Annotated in this window: 14 protein-coding genes; 5 read left to right on the forward strand and 9 right to left on the reverse strand. The window is 32.5% G+C overall.

Annotated features, from left to right (window positions below; all coding sequences use genetic code 11):
* Positions 1-125: 125 nt before the first annotated feature.
* The 7 genes from glgB to AC1XJX_RS12055 all read right to left on the reverse strand — a co-directional run bounded on the left by glgB (position 126) and on the right by AC1XJX_RS12055 (position 11,425).
* Positions 126-2,036, reverse strand: coding sequence for a 1,4-alpha-glucan branching protein GlgB (gene glgB / locus AC1XJX_RS12025; RefSeq protein WP_482004232.1), 1,911 nt, complete (start codon positions 2,034-2,036; stop codon positions 126-128).
* A gap of 6 nt (positions 2,037-2,042) precedes the next feature.
* Positions 2,043-3,671: a trehalose synthase gene (locus tag AC1XJX_RS12030; protein ID WP_482004233.1), complete on the reverse strand. Its 1,629-nt coding sequence runs from the start codon at positions 3,669-3,671 to the stop codon at positions 2,043-2,045.
* 1 nt (position 3,672) lies between these two features.
* Positions 3,673-5,610 carry an alpha-1,4-glucan--maltose-1-phosphate maltosyltransferase gene (locus AC1XJX_RS12035; protein ID WP_482004234.1) on the reverse strand — a complete coding sequence of 646 codons (1,938 nt, stop codon included), beginning with the start codon at positions 5,608-5,610 and terminating at the stop codon, positions 3,673-3,675.
* A gap of 42 nt (positions 5,611-5,652) precedes the next feature.
* Positions 5,653-6,918, reverse strand: a complete 1,266-nt coding sequence (locus AC1XJX_RS12040; RefSeq protein WP_482004235.1) for a glucose-1-phosphate adenylyltransferase — start codon at positions 6,916-6,918, stop codon at positions 5,653-5,655.
* 31 nt (positions 6,919-6,949) lie between these two features.
* Entirely contained in the window at positions 6,950-8,152 is a 1,203-nt protein-coding gene (gene glgA, locus AC1XJX_RS12045; protein WP_482004236.1) for a glycogen synthase, read from the reverse strand.
* 273 nt (positions 8,153-8,425) lie between these two features.
* Entirely contained in the window at positions 8,426-10,222 is a 1,797-nt protein-coding gene (lepA, locus tag AC1XJX_RS12050; RefSeq protein WP_482004237.1) for a translation elongation factor 4, read from the reverse strand.
* A gap of 99 nt (positions 10,223-10,321) precedes the next feature.
* The gene (locus AC1XJX_RS12055) at positions 10,322-11,425 is read right to left on the reverse strand and encodes a TolB family protein (RefSeq protein ID WP_482004238.1); all 1,104 of its coding nucleotides are present in this window, start codon (positions 11,423-11,425) and stop codon (positions 10,322-10,324) included.
* Between the two features lie 44 nt (positions 11,426-11,469).
* Here AC1XJX_RS12055 and AC1XJX_RS12060 point away from each other — a divergent pair, with 44 nt between their 5' ends.
* The 4 genes from AC1XJX_RS12060 to dusB are packed head-to-tail and all read left to right on the forward strand — an operon-like array spanning position 11,470 to position 14,725.
* Entirely contained in the window at positions 11,470-12,696 is a 1,227-nt protein-coding gene (locus tag AC1XJX_RS12060) for a M28 family peptidase (RefSeq protein WP_482004239.1), read from the forward strand.
* A gap of 6 nt (positions 12,697-12,702) precedes the next feature.
* A complete protein-coding gene (locus tag AC1XJX_RS12065) occupies positions 12,703-13,095 on the forward strand; it encodes a DUF4345 domain-containing protein (RefSeq protein ID WP_482004240.1) in 393 nt (130 codons plus the stop codon).
* 2 nt (positions 13,096-13,097) lie between these two features.
* Positions 13,098-13,697 carry an SOUL family heme-binding protein gene (locus AC1XJX_RS12070; protein ID WP_482004241.1) on the forward strand — a complete coding sequence of 200 codons (600 nt, stop codon included), beginning with the start codon at positions 13,098-13,100 and terminating at the stop codon, positions 13,695-13,697.
* 32 nt (positions 13,698-13,729) lie between these two features.
* Positions 13,730-14,725, forward strand: a complete 996-nt coding sequence (dusB, locus tag AC1XJX_RS12075) for a tRNA dihydrouridine synthase DusB (protein ID WP_482004242.1) — start codon at positions 13,730-13,732, stop codon at positions 14,723-14,725.
* A gap of 8 nt (positions 14,726-14,733) precedes the next feature.
* Here dusB and AC1XJX_RS12080 read toward each other — a convergent pair whose 3' ends face one another.
* Together AC1XJX_RS12080 and rbfA are read right to left on the reverse strand one after the other, a co-directional pair.
* The gene (locus AC1XJX_RS12080; RefSeq protein ID WP_482004243.1) at positions 14,734-15,939 is read right to left on the reverse strand and encodes an ABC transporter permease; all 1,206 of its coding nucleotides are present in this window, start codon (positions 15,937-15,939) and stop codon (positions 14,734-14,736) included.
* 73 nt (positions 15,940-16,012) lie between these two features.
* A complete protein-coding gene (rbfA, locus tag AC1XJX_RS12085) occupies positions 16,013-16,408 on the reverse strand; it encodes a 30S ribosome-binding factor RbfA (RefSeq protein WP_482004244.1) in 396 nt (131 codons plus the stop codon).
* An 80-nt stretch (positions 16,409-16,488) separates the two neighbouring features.
* Here rbfA and mce point away from each other — a divergent pair, with 80 nt between their 5' ends.
* Entirely contained in the window at positions 16,489-16,893 is a 405-nt protein-coding gene (gene mce / locus AC1XJX_RS12090) for a methylmalonyl-CoA epimerase (protein ID WP_482004245.1), read from the forward strand.
* The last annotated feature ends 104 nt before the right edge of the window (positions 16,894-16,997 follow it).

The following is a 16,997-nucleotide window of genomic DNA, read 5'->3' on the forward strand; positions in this document are numbered from 1 at the left end:
AATTTGTTAATTTGTTAAGCTATTTGGTTTTTTAAGGAATATGGAATAGAAGTATCAAAATAATTTTATTTAAAAGGGAAAAGAAAACCCATTAGACTTTAATTAAAACCTAATGAGTTGTTTTTTTATGCTTTAAATTCAAAAACAGTAAGTGCTAAAGGTGCTAATGTAACCTCTGCAGAATAGTCTCTACCATTCCAAGCAATTTTTTTAATGGTTATTTGTTTTGTATTTGAAACGCCACTACCGCCAAAATCTTTTGAGTCGCTGTTAAAAACTTCTTTTAGTTTGCCTTTTTTAGGCAATCCGATACAGTAATTTTCTTTTATGGTTGGTGTAAAATTACAGATAACAACCACATCATCTTCTGGTTTATAACCTTTTCTGATATAAGAAATAACGCAGTTTTCGTGGTCACCATAATTTATCCACTCAAAACCTTCACCTGTAAATGCTTTTTCGAATAAAGCAGGCGTTGTTTTATAAAATTTATTTAATTCTTTGTAATAGGTTTGTGTGTTTTTATGAGGTTCAAACTCTAATAAATTCCAGTCTAAACTTTCTTGGAAATTCCATTCGTTATATTGCCCAAATTCGCTACCCATAAACAATAGTTTAGTACCTGGATGCGTAAACATATAGCCATATAACAAACGAAGATTGGCAAAACGTTGCCACTCATCACCAGGCATTCTTCCTATAATGGAATTTTTACCATAAACCACCTCATCATGCGATAGTGGTAGCATAAAGTTTTCTGTAAACGCATAAGCTAAACTAAATGTGATATCGTTTTGATGGTATTTACGGTACACAGGATCTTTGGCAAAATACTCCAAGGTATCGTGCATCCAGCCCATCATCCATTTCATGCCAAAACCTAAACCACCAACAAAAGTTGGTTTAGAAACCATTGGGAAGGCTGTTGATTCTTCAGCAATAGTTTGTACATCTGGGAATGAGGCATAAACAGCTTCGTTTAATTCTTTTAAGAAACTTATTACTGCTAGGTTTTCTCTGCCACCATAAATATTTGGTTCCCATTCGCCATCTTCACGCGAGTAATCTAAAAACAACATGGATGCTACTGCATCAACACGCAAACCATCAGCATGGTATTGATCCATCCAAAAAATAGCATTGCTTATTAAAAAAGATCGTACTTCATTGCGCTCATAATTAAAAATTAGGCTTTTCCAATCTTGGTGATAGCCTTTTCGTTTATCAGGGTGTTCATATAAATGAGAGCCGTCAAAAAAGCCTAAACCATGAGCATCTTCTGGGAAATGTGATGGTACCCAATCTAAAATAATACCAATATCGTTTTGATGTAATTTATCAACTAAATATTTAAACTCTTCAGGATATCCAAAACGAGAAGTAGGTGCAAAATAGCCTGTTAATTGATAACCCCATGAAGGATCGTAAGGATATTCCATTATAGGCATCAATTCTACATGCGTAAAATTCATGTCTTTTAAGTAGGTCACTAAATCATCAGCCAGTTCGTAATATGACATAAAGCGATCTTCCTCAATATGGCGTTTCCACGAGCCTAAATGCACTTCGTAAACAGAGTATGGTGCATCTAAAGCATTGTGTTTTTTACGTTTTTTCATCCATTGGGTATCTTTCCATTTGTAATTATCATCCCAAACGATAGATGAGGTGCTTGGTGGATGCTCACAACGTCTTGCATACGGATCTGCCTTTTCTGTTTTCATGTCGTTGTTATTGCTTTGAATTTTATATTTGTAAAGACTGCCTTTACCAACAAATGGTATAAAACCTTCCCAAATACCACTAGAATCCCAGCGTACATTTAGCTGGTGCTCACCTTCAATCCAATAATTAAAATCACCAATTACAGAAACTTGTTTTGCAGTAGGTGCCCAAACCGCAAAATAAGTACCTTCAATACCATCAACTGTTACTAAATGTGACCCTAGTTTTTCATAAAGTCTAAAGTGTTTTCCAGATTTAAAAAGGTTGATATCGAATTCTGTAAATAGACTGTGAACTTTTACTTGTGCCATAAAATTTTAATGATTTATAATATTAGAAATTCCTTTTAAAGGAATAACAGCCCAATGCGGACGCGAATTAAGCTCGTAACCCAATTCGTAAATTGCTTTTTCTAGCAAACAATATTTTAAAATAAAAATGCGCTCTTGGTTGTAACCTAGGTTTAAATTGGCATTTTGTGTTTCGGTAACATAGGTTCCTAAAAATAAACCAGTAATGTAACGGTATAATATTTCTCCCGCGTTAAATAAGCTTTCTTGATTTGCAAGATAATGTTCTGCATTATTAAAAATATTAGCGTAAATAGCATAATGAAACGACCTAAATAAACCTGCAACATCTTTTAAAGGCGGTTGTTTTACCTTTCTATCTCTAATGGTGCTTTCCGGTTCACCTTCAAAATCTAAAATAAAAAAATCATTGTCTTTAACTAAAACCTGACCTAAATGATAATCGCCATGAATACGAATACGCTCCCCTTTAAGCTTGGTCCAATCAAAGGTTAAAAAGTGTTTTCTGATGCGATTTTTCTTATCTAAAAACTCCTTGGCTAGTTGTATAGCTAAACCATTAAGTTTGTGTAAGTTGTTTTCGGTGGTATTTAATCTGTTCTGGAACTGATACACCACTTTGTTTTTTAACCATACCGTGTAATCACCATTGTAATGTGCTGGCGTGAAAGCGGTTTCTTCAAATTCTGAGCCTAAAGCAATGTGCATTTCTGCGGTACGTTTTGCTAGAGTTTTTACTTGTAAAAACAAATTTAAACCTGCCCAATCTATGATTTGAGGGGGGATATTTTGAATTGTTAACCGCTGATATAATTCGGTGTTAGGGAGTGAATCAATGGCTATATTTTTGTACTCTAAATTTGAAAACACTTTATGCAATTCTTTTAACATGTAATCCCAGGCATCTCCTTGATTGGGAACCATTTCTTGCATCAAACCAATAGTTATATAATCATTATCAGAATCTACCAAATTAATGCTGCCGAGGTATGAGGGCGTATTTTGAAACCCTTTTTTTTCAGATAAAAACCGACTCATTTCATAATCCGGATTTTTATCAGCAAAAATGCGCCTGAAGAATTTTAAAACATATTTGTCATTATAAATTAAAGAAGTATTACTTTGCTCTAAGCCCATGAATCTTGAAGACTCATAAGTTATGTTTTCAAACAAATGACTTTTATGATATTGTACCTTGGTAGTATCTATAGTTTCTGCGGTAGCTATACGTTCAAAGACTAATTTTCTGAATGCTTCAAGATTAATAGCGTCAATAATGTAGCCTTTTTTTTTGTTTATTTCTATGGGAAGAATTCTGTCTTGTTTTGAAAAATGCTCATCGGTTACAAAAGCGATAGGTAAAAAATAATGCTGATAAAAGGCTTCAACAAAGTTTACCTCTAGTATTAAACCATAATACACTTCGCCTTTTTGCTGAATTCTAAAAAACTCAGCTAATTCAATATACTTTAGCTTACTTGCTTTTCCAGCATACCAGCGTTGTTTTACAATATAATCTTCTAAAACATATGATAAAAAAGCGCTCACAAAATCGGTACTATCAAGCAATTCTTCCCAACTTTTAGTTGTTTTAAAAGCGGGATTCATTGTTTTTATGGATGACTGATTTGGCATTTTATTTATTTATCTTGAAAACATGAAAAGGTAAGGTAGGGTGTAACTCTACAAAATTCCATTCGTTATTCCAATTGTATTTATTATCTGTAATTAAATCATGCATTTCTACTTGCTGTCCCGCATTTACTCCTAATTCGGCTAAAGGAAGTTGTATGCTGCCTTGTTGCGAGTTGTACGCATCTAAACTTATTACAACAAAAACTTCATTAGTTTTTGAATCGTTCCATTTGTAAAAAGCTAATAAATTTTGATTTTCAACATAACAGAATTTGATGTTATTGGTTTGCTGAAACGCCTCGTTATAATGTCTTATATAGTTAATTTTTGCAATTATGGTGATGAGTTTATTTTTAATATCCCAATCATAATGGGCGATTTGAAACTTTTCAGAATTATTATATTCCTCTCTACCTAAAAGCGCATCAGATAACATATACTCAAAAACGGGCCCATAAATACCAATACTAGAGCTTAAAGTAGCAGCAAGCACATAGCGTTGTATATGTTTTGATTCGTTTGCACCTTGCAGGTGAAATGGGTTAATATCTGGGGTATTTGGCCAAAAGTTAGGCTGCATATATTCCCTTAATTCCGATTTTGTTAATTCTTCAACATACTCAATTATCTCATGCTTATTATTGCGCCATGTAAAATAGGTGTATGATTGTGTATACCCTTGTTTTGCAAGTTGTTGCATTACTTTTGGCGCCGTAAAAGCTTCTGCTAGAAAAATCACATCAGGGTGTTTTGCTTTTACTTCTGTTATAATCCAGTTCCAAAAATAAAACGGTTTGGTATGCGGATTGTCTATTCTAAAAACATGAATACCACAATTTATCCAGTACATTAAAATACTTAAACACTCATCCCAAAGGGCTTTGTAATCTTCGCTTTCCCAGTAAATAGGTAAAATATCTTGATATTTTTTAGGAGGATTTTCTGCATATTGTACCGTGCCATCTGGTCGCCACTTAAACCATTTTGGGTGCTCTTTTACCCATGGATGGTCAGGTGCTGCTTGTAAAGCATAGTCCATAGCAATTTCAATATCATGGTCTTTTGCACATTGAATTAATGCTTTAAATTCTTCAAGAGTTCCTAATTGTGGGTGTACATCTTTATGGCCGCCATATTGCGAGCCAATTCCCCAAGTTGATCCTACATCGCCTTCTTTGGCTTCTGTAGTGTTGTTTTTACCTTTACGGTTAACTTCCCCAATAGGGTGGATAGGGGGTAAATAAACAACATCAAACCCCATACTTTTTACTCGCGGTAAAATACGTTGACAATCATGAAATGTACCGTGTACTCCTTGATGCTCTGAAGTGGATCTTGGAAAAAACTCATACCAAGTGCTAAACCTTGCTTTTTTTCTGTCTACATAAACTTGAAATTCTTTTGATGAATTATCGAGTATTTTTATTGGGTTATCAAAAAACAGTTTGTATAATCTGTCGCTACTAGCTTCAGAAATAGCTTCGTCGTAATCATTTTCAGTTTTAAAGATGTTTTGTAAATGCTCTAAGTACGTTTTATCTCTGGCGCTTATCTTAGCATTGATGGCTTTTAAATAAGAAATACCTTCTAATAACTCAGAATTTACTTTTTGTCCATCTTTAATTTTTCTAATTAAACCATACCTCCAATTTAACGCATAATCGACCCAAGCTTGCACTTTGTAATTATAATAACCTTGTTTTGTAACTACAAATGATGATTGCCATTCATCATTTGATATTAAATGCATTCTGGTTTCTTGCCAATTTTTTTCTTTTTCATGCTTGTAAAGAACGGATGCTCCCAATACATCATGGCCATCAGCCATAATATATGCATTAACATTAACGATTTCATTTACAATTCGTTTGATATAAAATTCACCACCGTTTACACTTGGTGATACAGAATCAATTACAACTCTTTTTTGGTTTTGCATTGTTTAGTTGGTTAAATAAAAAGAATGGTTTTAAAATTTTAGTTAAATGACGTATCCTTTAGGAATGGTTGCGCCCTTTTTAACAACCACGATACCGTCTTTTATGGTGTACATATCGGTATCTTTGTCTTCTAAATGTTTTCCACCATTTATTCTAACATCGTCACCAATTCTACAATTTTTATCTAGAATCGCATTTTTTATAAAGCAACGTTCGCCAATTCCCATGAGGATTTCTATCTGGTTTTTATCAATTTCTGATAAGGTTTCGTAGGAATCAGAACCCATCATATATGTGTTAATTACGGTTGATTCTTTACCAATTCTGGATCGAATACCTATAACTGATTTCTCAATTTTTGCTGCGCTAATGATACAGCCTTCAGCAACAACAGCTTTTTCAAGCATGGTGCCAGCAAGCTTTGTGGTTGGTAGCATTCGGGCTCTTGTATAAATACGTTTTTTCTTATCGTATAAATCAAATTGTGGAATATCATCAGTGAGTCCAATATTAGCTTCAAAAAACGAATCTATATTTCCAATATCTGTCCAATAACCTTCGTATTGATAGCTTAAAGTTTTATGAGTCTCAATCGATTGAGGAATAATTTCTTTACCAAAATCATTGGTTGAAGGATCGGACATTAATTTTATTAGTAAATCTCTATTAAAGATATAAATACCCATAGAGGCTAAATAATTTCTACCTTGAGATTTCATCTCATCACTTACTTCAGAAGTCCAATCAGGCAATAAGTCTGCATTTGGTTTTTCGATAAAAGAGGTTACTACACTATCACTGTTTGATTTTAAAATACCAAAAGAAGTGGCGTCTTTTGCATTAACAGGAATGGTTGCAATTGATATTTCTGCATTGCTTTTAACATGAGCATTTATCATCAAATCATAATCCATTTGATATAATTGATCTCCAGATAAAATTAAAACATATTCAAAATCGTGTCTTAAAAAATGATGCATGCTTTGGCGTACTGCATCTGCTGTACCTTGAAACCATGTTTTGTTATGAGGTGTTTGTTCTGCCGCTAAAACGTCAACAAAAGCACTACTAAAAAAACTAAAATGATAAGTGTCTTTTATATGTCTATTTAAAGAAGCAGAATTAAACTGTGTTAATACAAACATTCGTTTAATATCCGCATTGATACAGTTAGAAATAGGAATATCTACCAAACGGTATTTTCCAGCAATGGGAACTGCAGGTTTAGAACGTTGATCCGTTAAAGGATATAATCTTGAGCCTTGGCCGCCGCCTAAAATGATTGCTAAAACCTTATCGTTTATCATGTCTTATCGTTTTAATTAGTATGTGGTAATCTTATATTAATGATTTGTATAATGCTTCTACTTGTTTTGCAATAGCTTCCCAGTCAAAATAATCCTCAACACGTTGTCTACCATTTTTTGCCATGGTTTCTTTTAGGCTTTCGTTTGAGATGACTTTGTTTATTCCGTTTGCTAAATCTCTTGAAAATTTATCGGGATTTACAGGTTCAAAAGGCGCTACATTTTGCTGCTCTAAAGGCACTAAAATGCCGGTTTCTCCATCAACAACCACTTCTTTAATACCGCCAACAGCACTTGCAACAACAGCTGTATTACAAGCCATAGCTTCAATGTTTATAATTCCAAAAGGTTCGTAAATTGAGGGGCAACAAAACACATCTGCATGCGAGTATAACTGGATAATTTGTTCTTTTTCGAGCATTTTATCAATCCAAATAACATTTTTTCTTGTTTTTTTAACAGCATTAACAGCATCTTCCATTTCTTTGCCAATTTCTTTGGTGTCTGGAGCGCCTGCACAAAGTACAATTTGAGTTTCTTGATCTATATATTTTATGGCATTTACTAAATGTATAATTCCTTTTTGCCTCGTAATTCTTCCAACAAATAACACATAAGGTTTTGTTTTAAAAATTCCATATTCATCTAAAGTTGATGTGTCTGAAGTCGTTTTATATTGTTTGAGATTTATACCATTGTAAATAACTTTAACCTTATTTTTATTAACATTAAAATGCTTAAGGACATCAATTTTTGTTTCTTCTGAAACAGCAATAACGGCATCAGCCATTTCAATAGCTGTTTTTTCAACCCATGAAGATGCATCATAACCACGACCAAGTTGCTCTCTTTTCCAAGGTCTTAATGGTTCTAAGGAATGTGTTGTTATAACTAAAGGTTTTCCGTAACAAAGTTTTGCTACAATACCAGCAAATTGTGCATACCAAGTATGGCAGTGAACCACATCGGCATCAATGGTATCGGCATTCATTTGTATGCACGTACTTAATGTTTGCAATACAGCTTTTAGCTTACTATCTGTTATATCAAAAATAGGGTTTTCATAAGGAAAGCCTTTAACGGTTAATTGGTCTGAGTTTTTATCTTGATCACCAAAACATCTCACCTCTATGTCCATTAACTTTGCTAATTCGTCTGCTAAATATTCAACATGAACTCCAGCTCCGCCGTAAACATAGGGTGGAAATTCTCTAGTATAGAAAAGTGCTTTCATAAAAACCTGTAAAAAATAATTTGTAAAACAAATGCTGTTTATTTTGAAAATCCTGTAATTAAAGGATACAAACGTTCGATTATAAACATACAAAAATATTGTTAATAACTTTGTTGAAATAATATTTTTGAAGAATTTAACGGATTATTAATGATAATCAAAATTATCACTAAAAAAAAGGAGTAATTAATCGATATTAGTCTTAATTTTTCACAAAATTTGATAGGGTTATTCTAACTATTTGTTTTTTTATAATAGAAGGAGTCTTGTTGTTTAGTCGTTTAATTTTAAAACTGCCATAAAAGCTTGTTGTGGGATTTCTACATTACCAACTTGACGCATACGTTTTTTACCTTTTTTCTGTTTTTCAAGTAATTTACGTTTACGTGAAATATCACCACCATAACATTTTGCAGTCACATCTTTACGAAGCGCTTTTATGGTTTCCCGAGAAATAATTTTTGCACCAACAGCGGCTTGAATAGGAATGTCGAATTGTTGACGAGGAATTAATTCTTTTAATTTCTCGCACATTTTTTTACCAATATTTTGAGCATTATCTGTGTGAATTAAAGCAGAAAGAGCATCAACAGGCTGTGCATTTAATAAAATATCTAAACGCACAAGTTTAGATGTTTTCATCCCAATAGGATGGTAATCAAATGAAGCATAGCCTTTAGAAACCGTTTTTAAACGATCATAAAAATCAAAAACAATTTCAGCTAAAGGCATTTCAAAAGTTAATTCAACACGCTCTGGAGTTAAATAAGTTTGATTGGTTATAATCCCTCTTTTTTCAATACACAGCGACATCACGTTACCAATAAAATCGGCTTTTGTAATTATGGTTGCTTTGATATAAGGCTCTTCAACACGATTTAATGTAGATGGTTCTGGAAGATCGGATGGGTTATTAACCACAAAAGGCGTTTGAGGATCTTTATTAGTATAAGCTTGGTATGATACGTTAGGTACTGTTGTAATAACCGTCATATCAAACTCACGCTCTAAACGTTCTTGAATAATTTCCATGTGAAGCATTCCTAAGAAACCACAACGAAAACCAAATCCTAATGCCGCTGAGCTTTCTGCTTGAAATACTAAAGAAGCATCGTTAAGTTGAAGTTTTTCCATAGAGTTACGAAGTTCTTCATAATCTTCGGTATCAACTGGATAAATACCCGCAAATACCATAGGCTTTACATCTTCAAAACCTTCAACAATATTGGTAGTTGGGTTTGCAAAATCTGTAATGGTATCACCAACTTTAACTTCTTTAGCGGTTTTAATTCCTGTAATTAAATAACCAACATCGCCCGCTTTAACGCTTTGTTTTGCTACTTGTGTTAGTTTTAAAGTACCAACTTCATCAGCAAAATACTCTTTATTGGTGGCAACAAATTTAATTTTTTGTCCTTTTTTTATTTCACCATCAAATACTCTAAAATAGGTTTCAATACCTCTAAACGTGTTATAAACAGAATCGAAAATTAGAGCTTGTAAAGGCGCGTTTGGATTACCTTTTGGCGCTGGAATACGCTCGATTATAGCTGCTAAAATATTATCAACTCCAAAACCGGTTTTGCCACTAGCATGGATAACATCTTCTGGTTTACAACCCAATAAATCAACAATATCATCAGTTACTTCCTCTGGGTTGGCACTTGGTAAATCTACTTTATTAAGAATAGGAATAATTTCTAAATCGTTTTCTAGAGCTAGATATAGATTAGAGATGGTTTGTGCTTGTATGCTTTGTGCGGCATCAACAATAAGTAAAGCGCCTTCGCAAGCCGCAATAGATCGAGATACTTCGTAACTAAAATCAACATGCCCTGGGGTATCAATAAGGTTTAAAACGTATTTTTCACCTTGGTACTCATATTCCATCTGAATGGCGTGCGATTTAATAGTAATACCGCGTTCACGCTCCAAATCCATATTATCTAGTAATTGGTCTTGTTTTTCTCTATCTGTAACAGAACCTGTAAAATCTAATAAACGATCTGCAAGCGTACTTTTACCATGATCTATATGCGCAATAATGCAAAAATTTCTAATATTTTTCATAAAGGAATCTCTCTAAAAAAGATTTCGCAAATATAGTTTAAATATCGTGCTAAAAATAGTTTTAAAACAGTAGCACAAACAATCTATAATTGCATTAAATTAGTCTTGCCACTCGGCAATAAATAAATTGGTATCACGACCACCACCGTTGTTTCTGTTTGATGAAAAAGCTAAGTATTTACCATCATTTGAAAATACTGGAAAAGCATCAAAAGTTTCACTATGCGTTACGCGTTCAAGGTTTTTTCCATCAATATCAATTAAATATAAATTGAAAGGGAAACCGCGTTCTGCCTCAAAGTTTGATGAAAACAATATTTTCTTACCTGAAGGATGAAAAAACGGACTCCAATTTGCATTCCCTAAATCGGTTAATTGGCGTAAATCACTTCCGTCCGCATTACAAATATAAAGTTCCATATCGGTTGGTTCTACCAAGCCTTCTGCAAGTAATTCTTTGTATTCTTTAATTTCTTGTTCTGTTTTTGGGCGTGATGAGCGAAAAATAATTTTTGTGCCATCTGGAGAGAAAAAGGCACCACCATCATAACCTAACTCGTTTGTAATTTGTTTTACATCAGTTCCATCTACATTCATGGTGTACAATTCTAAATCACCACTTCTGGTTGATGTAAACACAATTTTATCACCTTTTGGAGACACTGTGGGTTCTGCATCATAGCCAATCTCGTTTGTTAATTGCTTAACAATATTGCCTTCTAAATCGGCAACAAAAATGTCGAATGTATCGTAAACAGGCCAAATATATTTTCCATTTTTACGTAAAGGCGTATCTGGACATTTTTCGTCACCCAAATGGGTAGATGCATAAATAATATGTTTGTTATCTGGTAAAAAATATGAGCATGTAGTTCTTCCTTTTCCGGTACTCACCATGGGAGGCGCTATACTATCTGTAAACGTTTCATTTACATTCATTAAAAACATTTGGTCACAGCTTACGTTCCATTTCGTATTATTCGATTGAAATACGAGTTGCTTGTCATCAAAACTCCAGTAAGCTTCTGCATTATCACCACCAAAAGTAACTTGACGCATCGATTTAAAATGAGTTTCTTCAGGGTATATTAATGAGTCTTTTACAATAACCTCTTTAACTTCATTTTTTTCTTCAGTTTTAGTTTGGTTTTTGCAAGCTACAAAAGTGACAACCAAAACAATAACAATATAAATACGTTTCATTTTAACTTATTAACTAAATTTGTGTAAAATTAAGATATATCAATATGAAAAACCTATTATCAACCATTTTTTTAGTATTTATTGTTTCTTGTCAAACAAATTCTAGCAAAAGTATCTCAATAAATGAGGATGTTACTTACTTATCTGATGATGCTTTAGAAGGAAGACAGACAGGAACAGATGGTGAAAAAGCTGCTGCCGATTATATTGCTAATCGTTTTGAAAACTTAGGTTTAGAAAGTAAAGGAACCAATGGTTATTTCCAAACGTTTTCGTTTAAACCAAAAACCAATCCACATCAAAAAGTAAATTATACCGTAAAAGAAGGGGATAGTTCCATTACAGGAACTAATGTTGTTGGTTTTATAAATAATAATTCAGAAAACACAGTAGTTATAGGAGCACATTACGATCATTTAGGCTACGGTGCAGAAGGAAGTTTGTTTAGAGGTGAAACCAAAGAAATACATAATGGCGCAGATGACAACGCTAGTGGCGTTTCAGTTTTACTAAATCTTGCAAGTAAATTAAAAGACAAAAGCAAAGGTAATAACTATCTATTTATAGCTTTTTCGGGGGAAGAAATGGGCTTATTGGGCTCTAATTACTTTGTTAAAAATGCTACTATAGATACTAAAAAAGTAAACTATATGATAAACATGGATATGGTTGGTAGATTGAAAGCAGATAGTACGTTGGCTGTTTACGGTGTTGGCACATCACCTATATTAAAACAAACTTTGAATGCTCATAATACAAATTTCAAATTAGTACAAAAAGAATCTGGTGTTGGGCCTAGTGACCACACGTCTTTTTATAATGTAGATATTCCTGTTTTGCATTTTTTTACGGGTCAGCATGAAGATTATCATAAACCTACTGATGATTTTGATAAGCTTAACTTTGAGGGCATGCAAACCATTTCAAATTACATTTTTGAGATTATTACGGATTTGGATAATAATGGAAAATTACCTTTTAGAAAAACCAAAAATGAAAGTGAAGAAACCCCACGTTTTAAGGTTGGTTTAGGCGTAATTCCTGATTATATGTTTGATGGTAAAGGAATGCGAATTGATGGGATTAGTGAAGATAAACCAGCACAAAAAGCAGGTTTAAAAAAAGGAGATATTGTAGTAAAATTAGGGGATAGCTTAGTTATCGATATGATGAGTTATATGAAAATATTAGCGTTATTTAAAGAAGGTGATAAAACGAAAGTTATTGTAGATAGAAGTGGTAAAATGGTTGAAGCCGAAATAGCGTTTTAAATTTTTATGGATAAACAACAAATCATAAACAAATCCCACTTAATTGTTTCGGTTTTAGTGGTTGTTTGTATTGCTTTTATTTATGGGTTTTATCCAGAAAAATTATTTGATATTAATTTAAAATCTACAGACGAACACAATATTTTTAAGGCTACAATGGGTATGTATTTAGGTTTTTCAACCTTATGGATTCTCGGAATTTTTAAACCTAAATATTTTAAACCTGCTTTGATATCAAATGTTATATTTATGTTAGGTTTGGGTTTTGGCAGATTACTAAGCCTTTTTCTAGATGGCATCCCTACTTTTTTATTTGTTTTAGGAACAGTGGGAGAACTATTCCTGGGGTTTTATAGTATTTGGGTATTAAAAAGATTAAATCAAACTAAATTCTCATGAAAATGAAGATAATATTTATCGTGGTTGGTGTTTTGTTTTTAGTATTTGTAATTATTCAGGTTTTCGCCATTAGAAGTCAAAACGGCATAGAAAAATATCCCTATACCATTATAAAGAGTCACAAAAATTTTGAAATTAGAAATTACGAAGCAATGCTTTTTACTTCAGTTAAATTAAACTCACATGATTATAAAAAAGCCTCAAGCCAAGGATTTTCAATTTTAGCAGGTTATATTTTTGGTGGTAACGAAACTAAAGACAAAATAGCCATGACCTCTCCAGTCTCTATATCTCTAGAAGATTCTATGACCATGATGTTTATGGTACCTAAAAAATTCCAAAAAGAAAATCTTCCAAAGCCGAATCAATCTAATATAAAGTTTAATGAAGAACCAGCAAAAACAATGATCGCTATTTCATTTGGTGGTTGGGCTAATTCAAATAAAATAGAAAATTATAAAAACAAACTAAAAGCAGCTTTAGACGCAGAAGGAATTTATTATACTAACAAATTTTATTTTTTTGGTTATAATGCTCCTTTTGAAGTTTTTAATAGGAGGAATGAAGTTATTGTTGAGATAGATAATTATACAATAAACTAAAAAACCTTAATTTTGCCCAAAATTATTGAAACTTGGTTAAAATAGACAATATAGAACTTCCTGATTTTCCATTGCTACTAGCTCCTATGGAAGATGTAAGCGATCCGCCATTTAGAGCCTTATGCAAAGAACAAGGTGCTGATGTTGTTTATACAGAGTTTGTTTCCAGCGAAGGGCTTATTCGTAACGCCGTAAAAAGTGTTATGAAGTTAGATATTTACGAAAAAGAACGCCCTGTGGGTATTCAAATATTTGGAGCAAATTTAGATAGTATGCTTCAAACTATTGATATCGTTTCGGCATCAAAACCAGATATTATCGATATTAATTTTGGTTGTCCAGTAAAAAAAGTAGTGAGTAAAGGTGCAGGAGCTGGTATTCTTAAAGATATTTGTTTGATGGAGCAATTAACGGCTGAAATGGTTAAACGCACCAATATTCCTATTACCGTAAAAACGCGTTTAGGATGGGATCATGATTCTATTAGAATAGTTGAAGTTGCTGAAAGATTACAAGATGTGGGTTGCAAAGCGATTGCTATTCACGGTCGAACTAGAGCTCAAATGTATAAAGGTAGCGCAGATTGGAAACCGATTGCTCAAGTAAAAAATAATCCAAGAATGCACATACCAGTTTTTGGTAATGGTGATGTTGATACACCAGAGAAAGCCCTTGAAATGCGAGATAACTATGGATTAGATGGTGCTATGATTGGTCGCGCGAGTATTGGTAATCCTTGGTTTTTTAAACAAGTAAAACATTTTTTTAATACAGGTGAACATTTGACACCTATTTCTATTGAAGCGCGTGTTGAAGCTGCTCGTAGACATTTACAAATGGCTATTGATTGGAAAGGCGAGGTTTTAGGGGTTTTTGAAACCCGTCGCCATTATACAAATTACTTCAAAGGCATTCCTCATTTTAAAGAATACAGAACTAAAATGGTAACAAGTGATAAACCTGAAGATGTTTTTGCTGCTTTTGATGAAGTTCTAGAGCATTTTGCTAATTATCAATTTACAGAGTAATTACTAATTTAAAAACCCTTTACTAGTTTTTTAGTAATTCTAACTGAAGCAATTTTAGATGCAATAATACCCAAAATAGAGATAGTGAAAAATACGATAAAAAAGTTTTCAGTTTTTATTGTTATTGGGTAAGCAAGTGTTGGGGTTATCATTACCAAACCAAAAGTTTTTTGAAGCACAGTAATTATCAGCGCAATAACTAAGCCTATAATACCGCCAACTATACTCATTAAACTACCTTGTAAAAAAAATATTTTACGAATATCTTTTACCGTAGCTCCAATATTAAATAAAGTGTTTAAGCTTTTCTTTTTATCTAAAATCATCATTATCAAAGACCCAACTACATTAAAAAACGCAATGATTAAAACCAGGGTAAATATTAAATAAACTACCAAGTTTTCAGTATTCAACATTTTGTACAAGGCATCATTTAATTGGGTCCTATTTTTTAAAATTACTTTATCACCTAAAGCACTTTTAATTTTAATTTTTATTTGATTTTCATCAACCCCATCTTTAATTTTAAATTCTATTGATGATATTTGGTTTGGTTTATAGTTTAGAAGATTTATTGCTAAATCAATAGGCGCATATATATATTCATCATTAAGAGATTCATTAATATAAAATACGCCAACATTAATTGTATTAACGGAATTAAAAGCATTTTTTGTTGAGGTTATTTGTCCTTTTCCTGGTTTAGGCACGTATATTTTAATGGGTTTTGTAAAATCTAGTAACCCAAGAGATAAATTGTTAGAAATACCCCAACCAACAACAATTTGATTCGATTTTTGCTCATGCCAATTACCGTACTCTAAGATGGAATCAGTGTTTACTACATTGTTATAATACTCATCAACCCCTTTTAAAGTTGCCAAAGTATTTTTGTTATCACAAGATAAAATTACTCGTTCTTCAATAATTTTAGAATAATAAGCTATATCGTCAATGGAATTTAGTTTTGAAACATCATCTTCTGTCAAAAAAAATGATTTTCCAGAAGCAGTTATGGCTTTTAAATCAGGATCTACCACACTAGAAAATTGTAATGTAAAATCTTTTAAACCTGCAAAACCAGAAAGCACAATAAATAACGAAGCAGCTCCTAAAATAACACCAATAAGTGCTATATATGTAATAAAATTGATAGCATTATTGCTGCTTTTTGATCGTAAATAGCGTTTTGCAATGTAAAGAGAAACGTTCATGCTTTAAATATAAAAAAGAAAGCTTAAGTATTATTTTAAAGCACACAATTTCAATTGTATTTTAATAAATCAATTAAGATTTTTTTCTTTTCTCTAAAATAGTTGGGTCTTTTATTGGATTTTCTTCTCCTTTTAAAGACTTGTTGATTTTATCAAGATATTCCAAAGAGTCGTCAATAAAAAATTCTAAATTAGGCATACGTCTTAATTGGTTTTTAGTACGTTGTGCTAATTCATGTCTAATTAATGGCGTATTAGATTTGATGCCTTCTAAAAGCTCTTTGCCTTTTTCATTAGGAAAAATACTTAAATAAACCTTAGCAACAGATAAATCAACCGTAACTTTAACTTTAGATACAGATATTAAAACGCCTCGCATTCCACCACTTGTGGCTGCACTTTGGAGGACATCAGCTAAATCGTTTTGTAATACTGATCCTATTTTTTTTTGTCTTTGGCTTTCTTCCATGATGCAAAAATAGAGGATATTTAAAGATTATATTACATTTGGATTATAAAATTTGTATCTTATATATAAAACTTATTTCAATGAATAAAATTGAACATATTGGAATTGCTGTAAAAAGCCTAAATGAGTCTAACCAATTGTTTTCTAAACTATTTGGAAAAACCCATTATAAAATTGAAGAAGTAGAGAGCGAAGGGGTAAAAACCTCTTTTTTTAAAATAGGTGAAAATAAAATAGAGCTTCTTCAAGCTATTAAAAGTGATAGCCCTATTGCTAAATTTATTGACAAAAAAGGAGAAGGAATACACCACATCGCTTTTGATGTTGATGATATCGAAGCAGAAATTATGCGATTAAAAAATGATGGATTTATTGTTTTAAATGAAACACCAAAGCAGGGAGCAGATAACAAGTTAGTGGCTTTTTTACACCCAAAATCTTCTAATGGTGTTTTAATTGAATTATGCCAAGAGATAAAGAAATAATTTTTCTTGGTAACAATTAAAATAAGTAGTAATATTGCACTCCAATTTCGGTCCTATAGCTCAGTTGGTTAGAGCACCTGACTCATAATCAGGTGGTCCCTGGT

Source organism: Flaviramulus sp. (genome assembly GCF_982512915.1).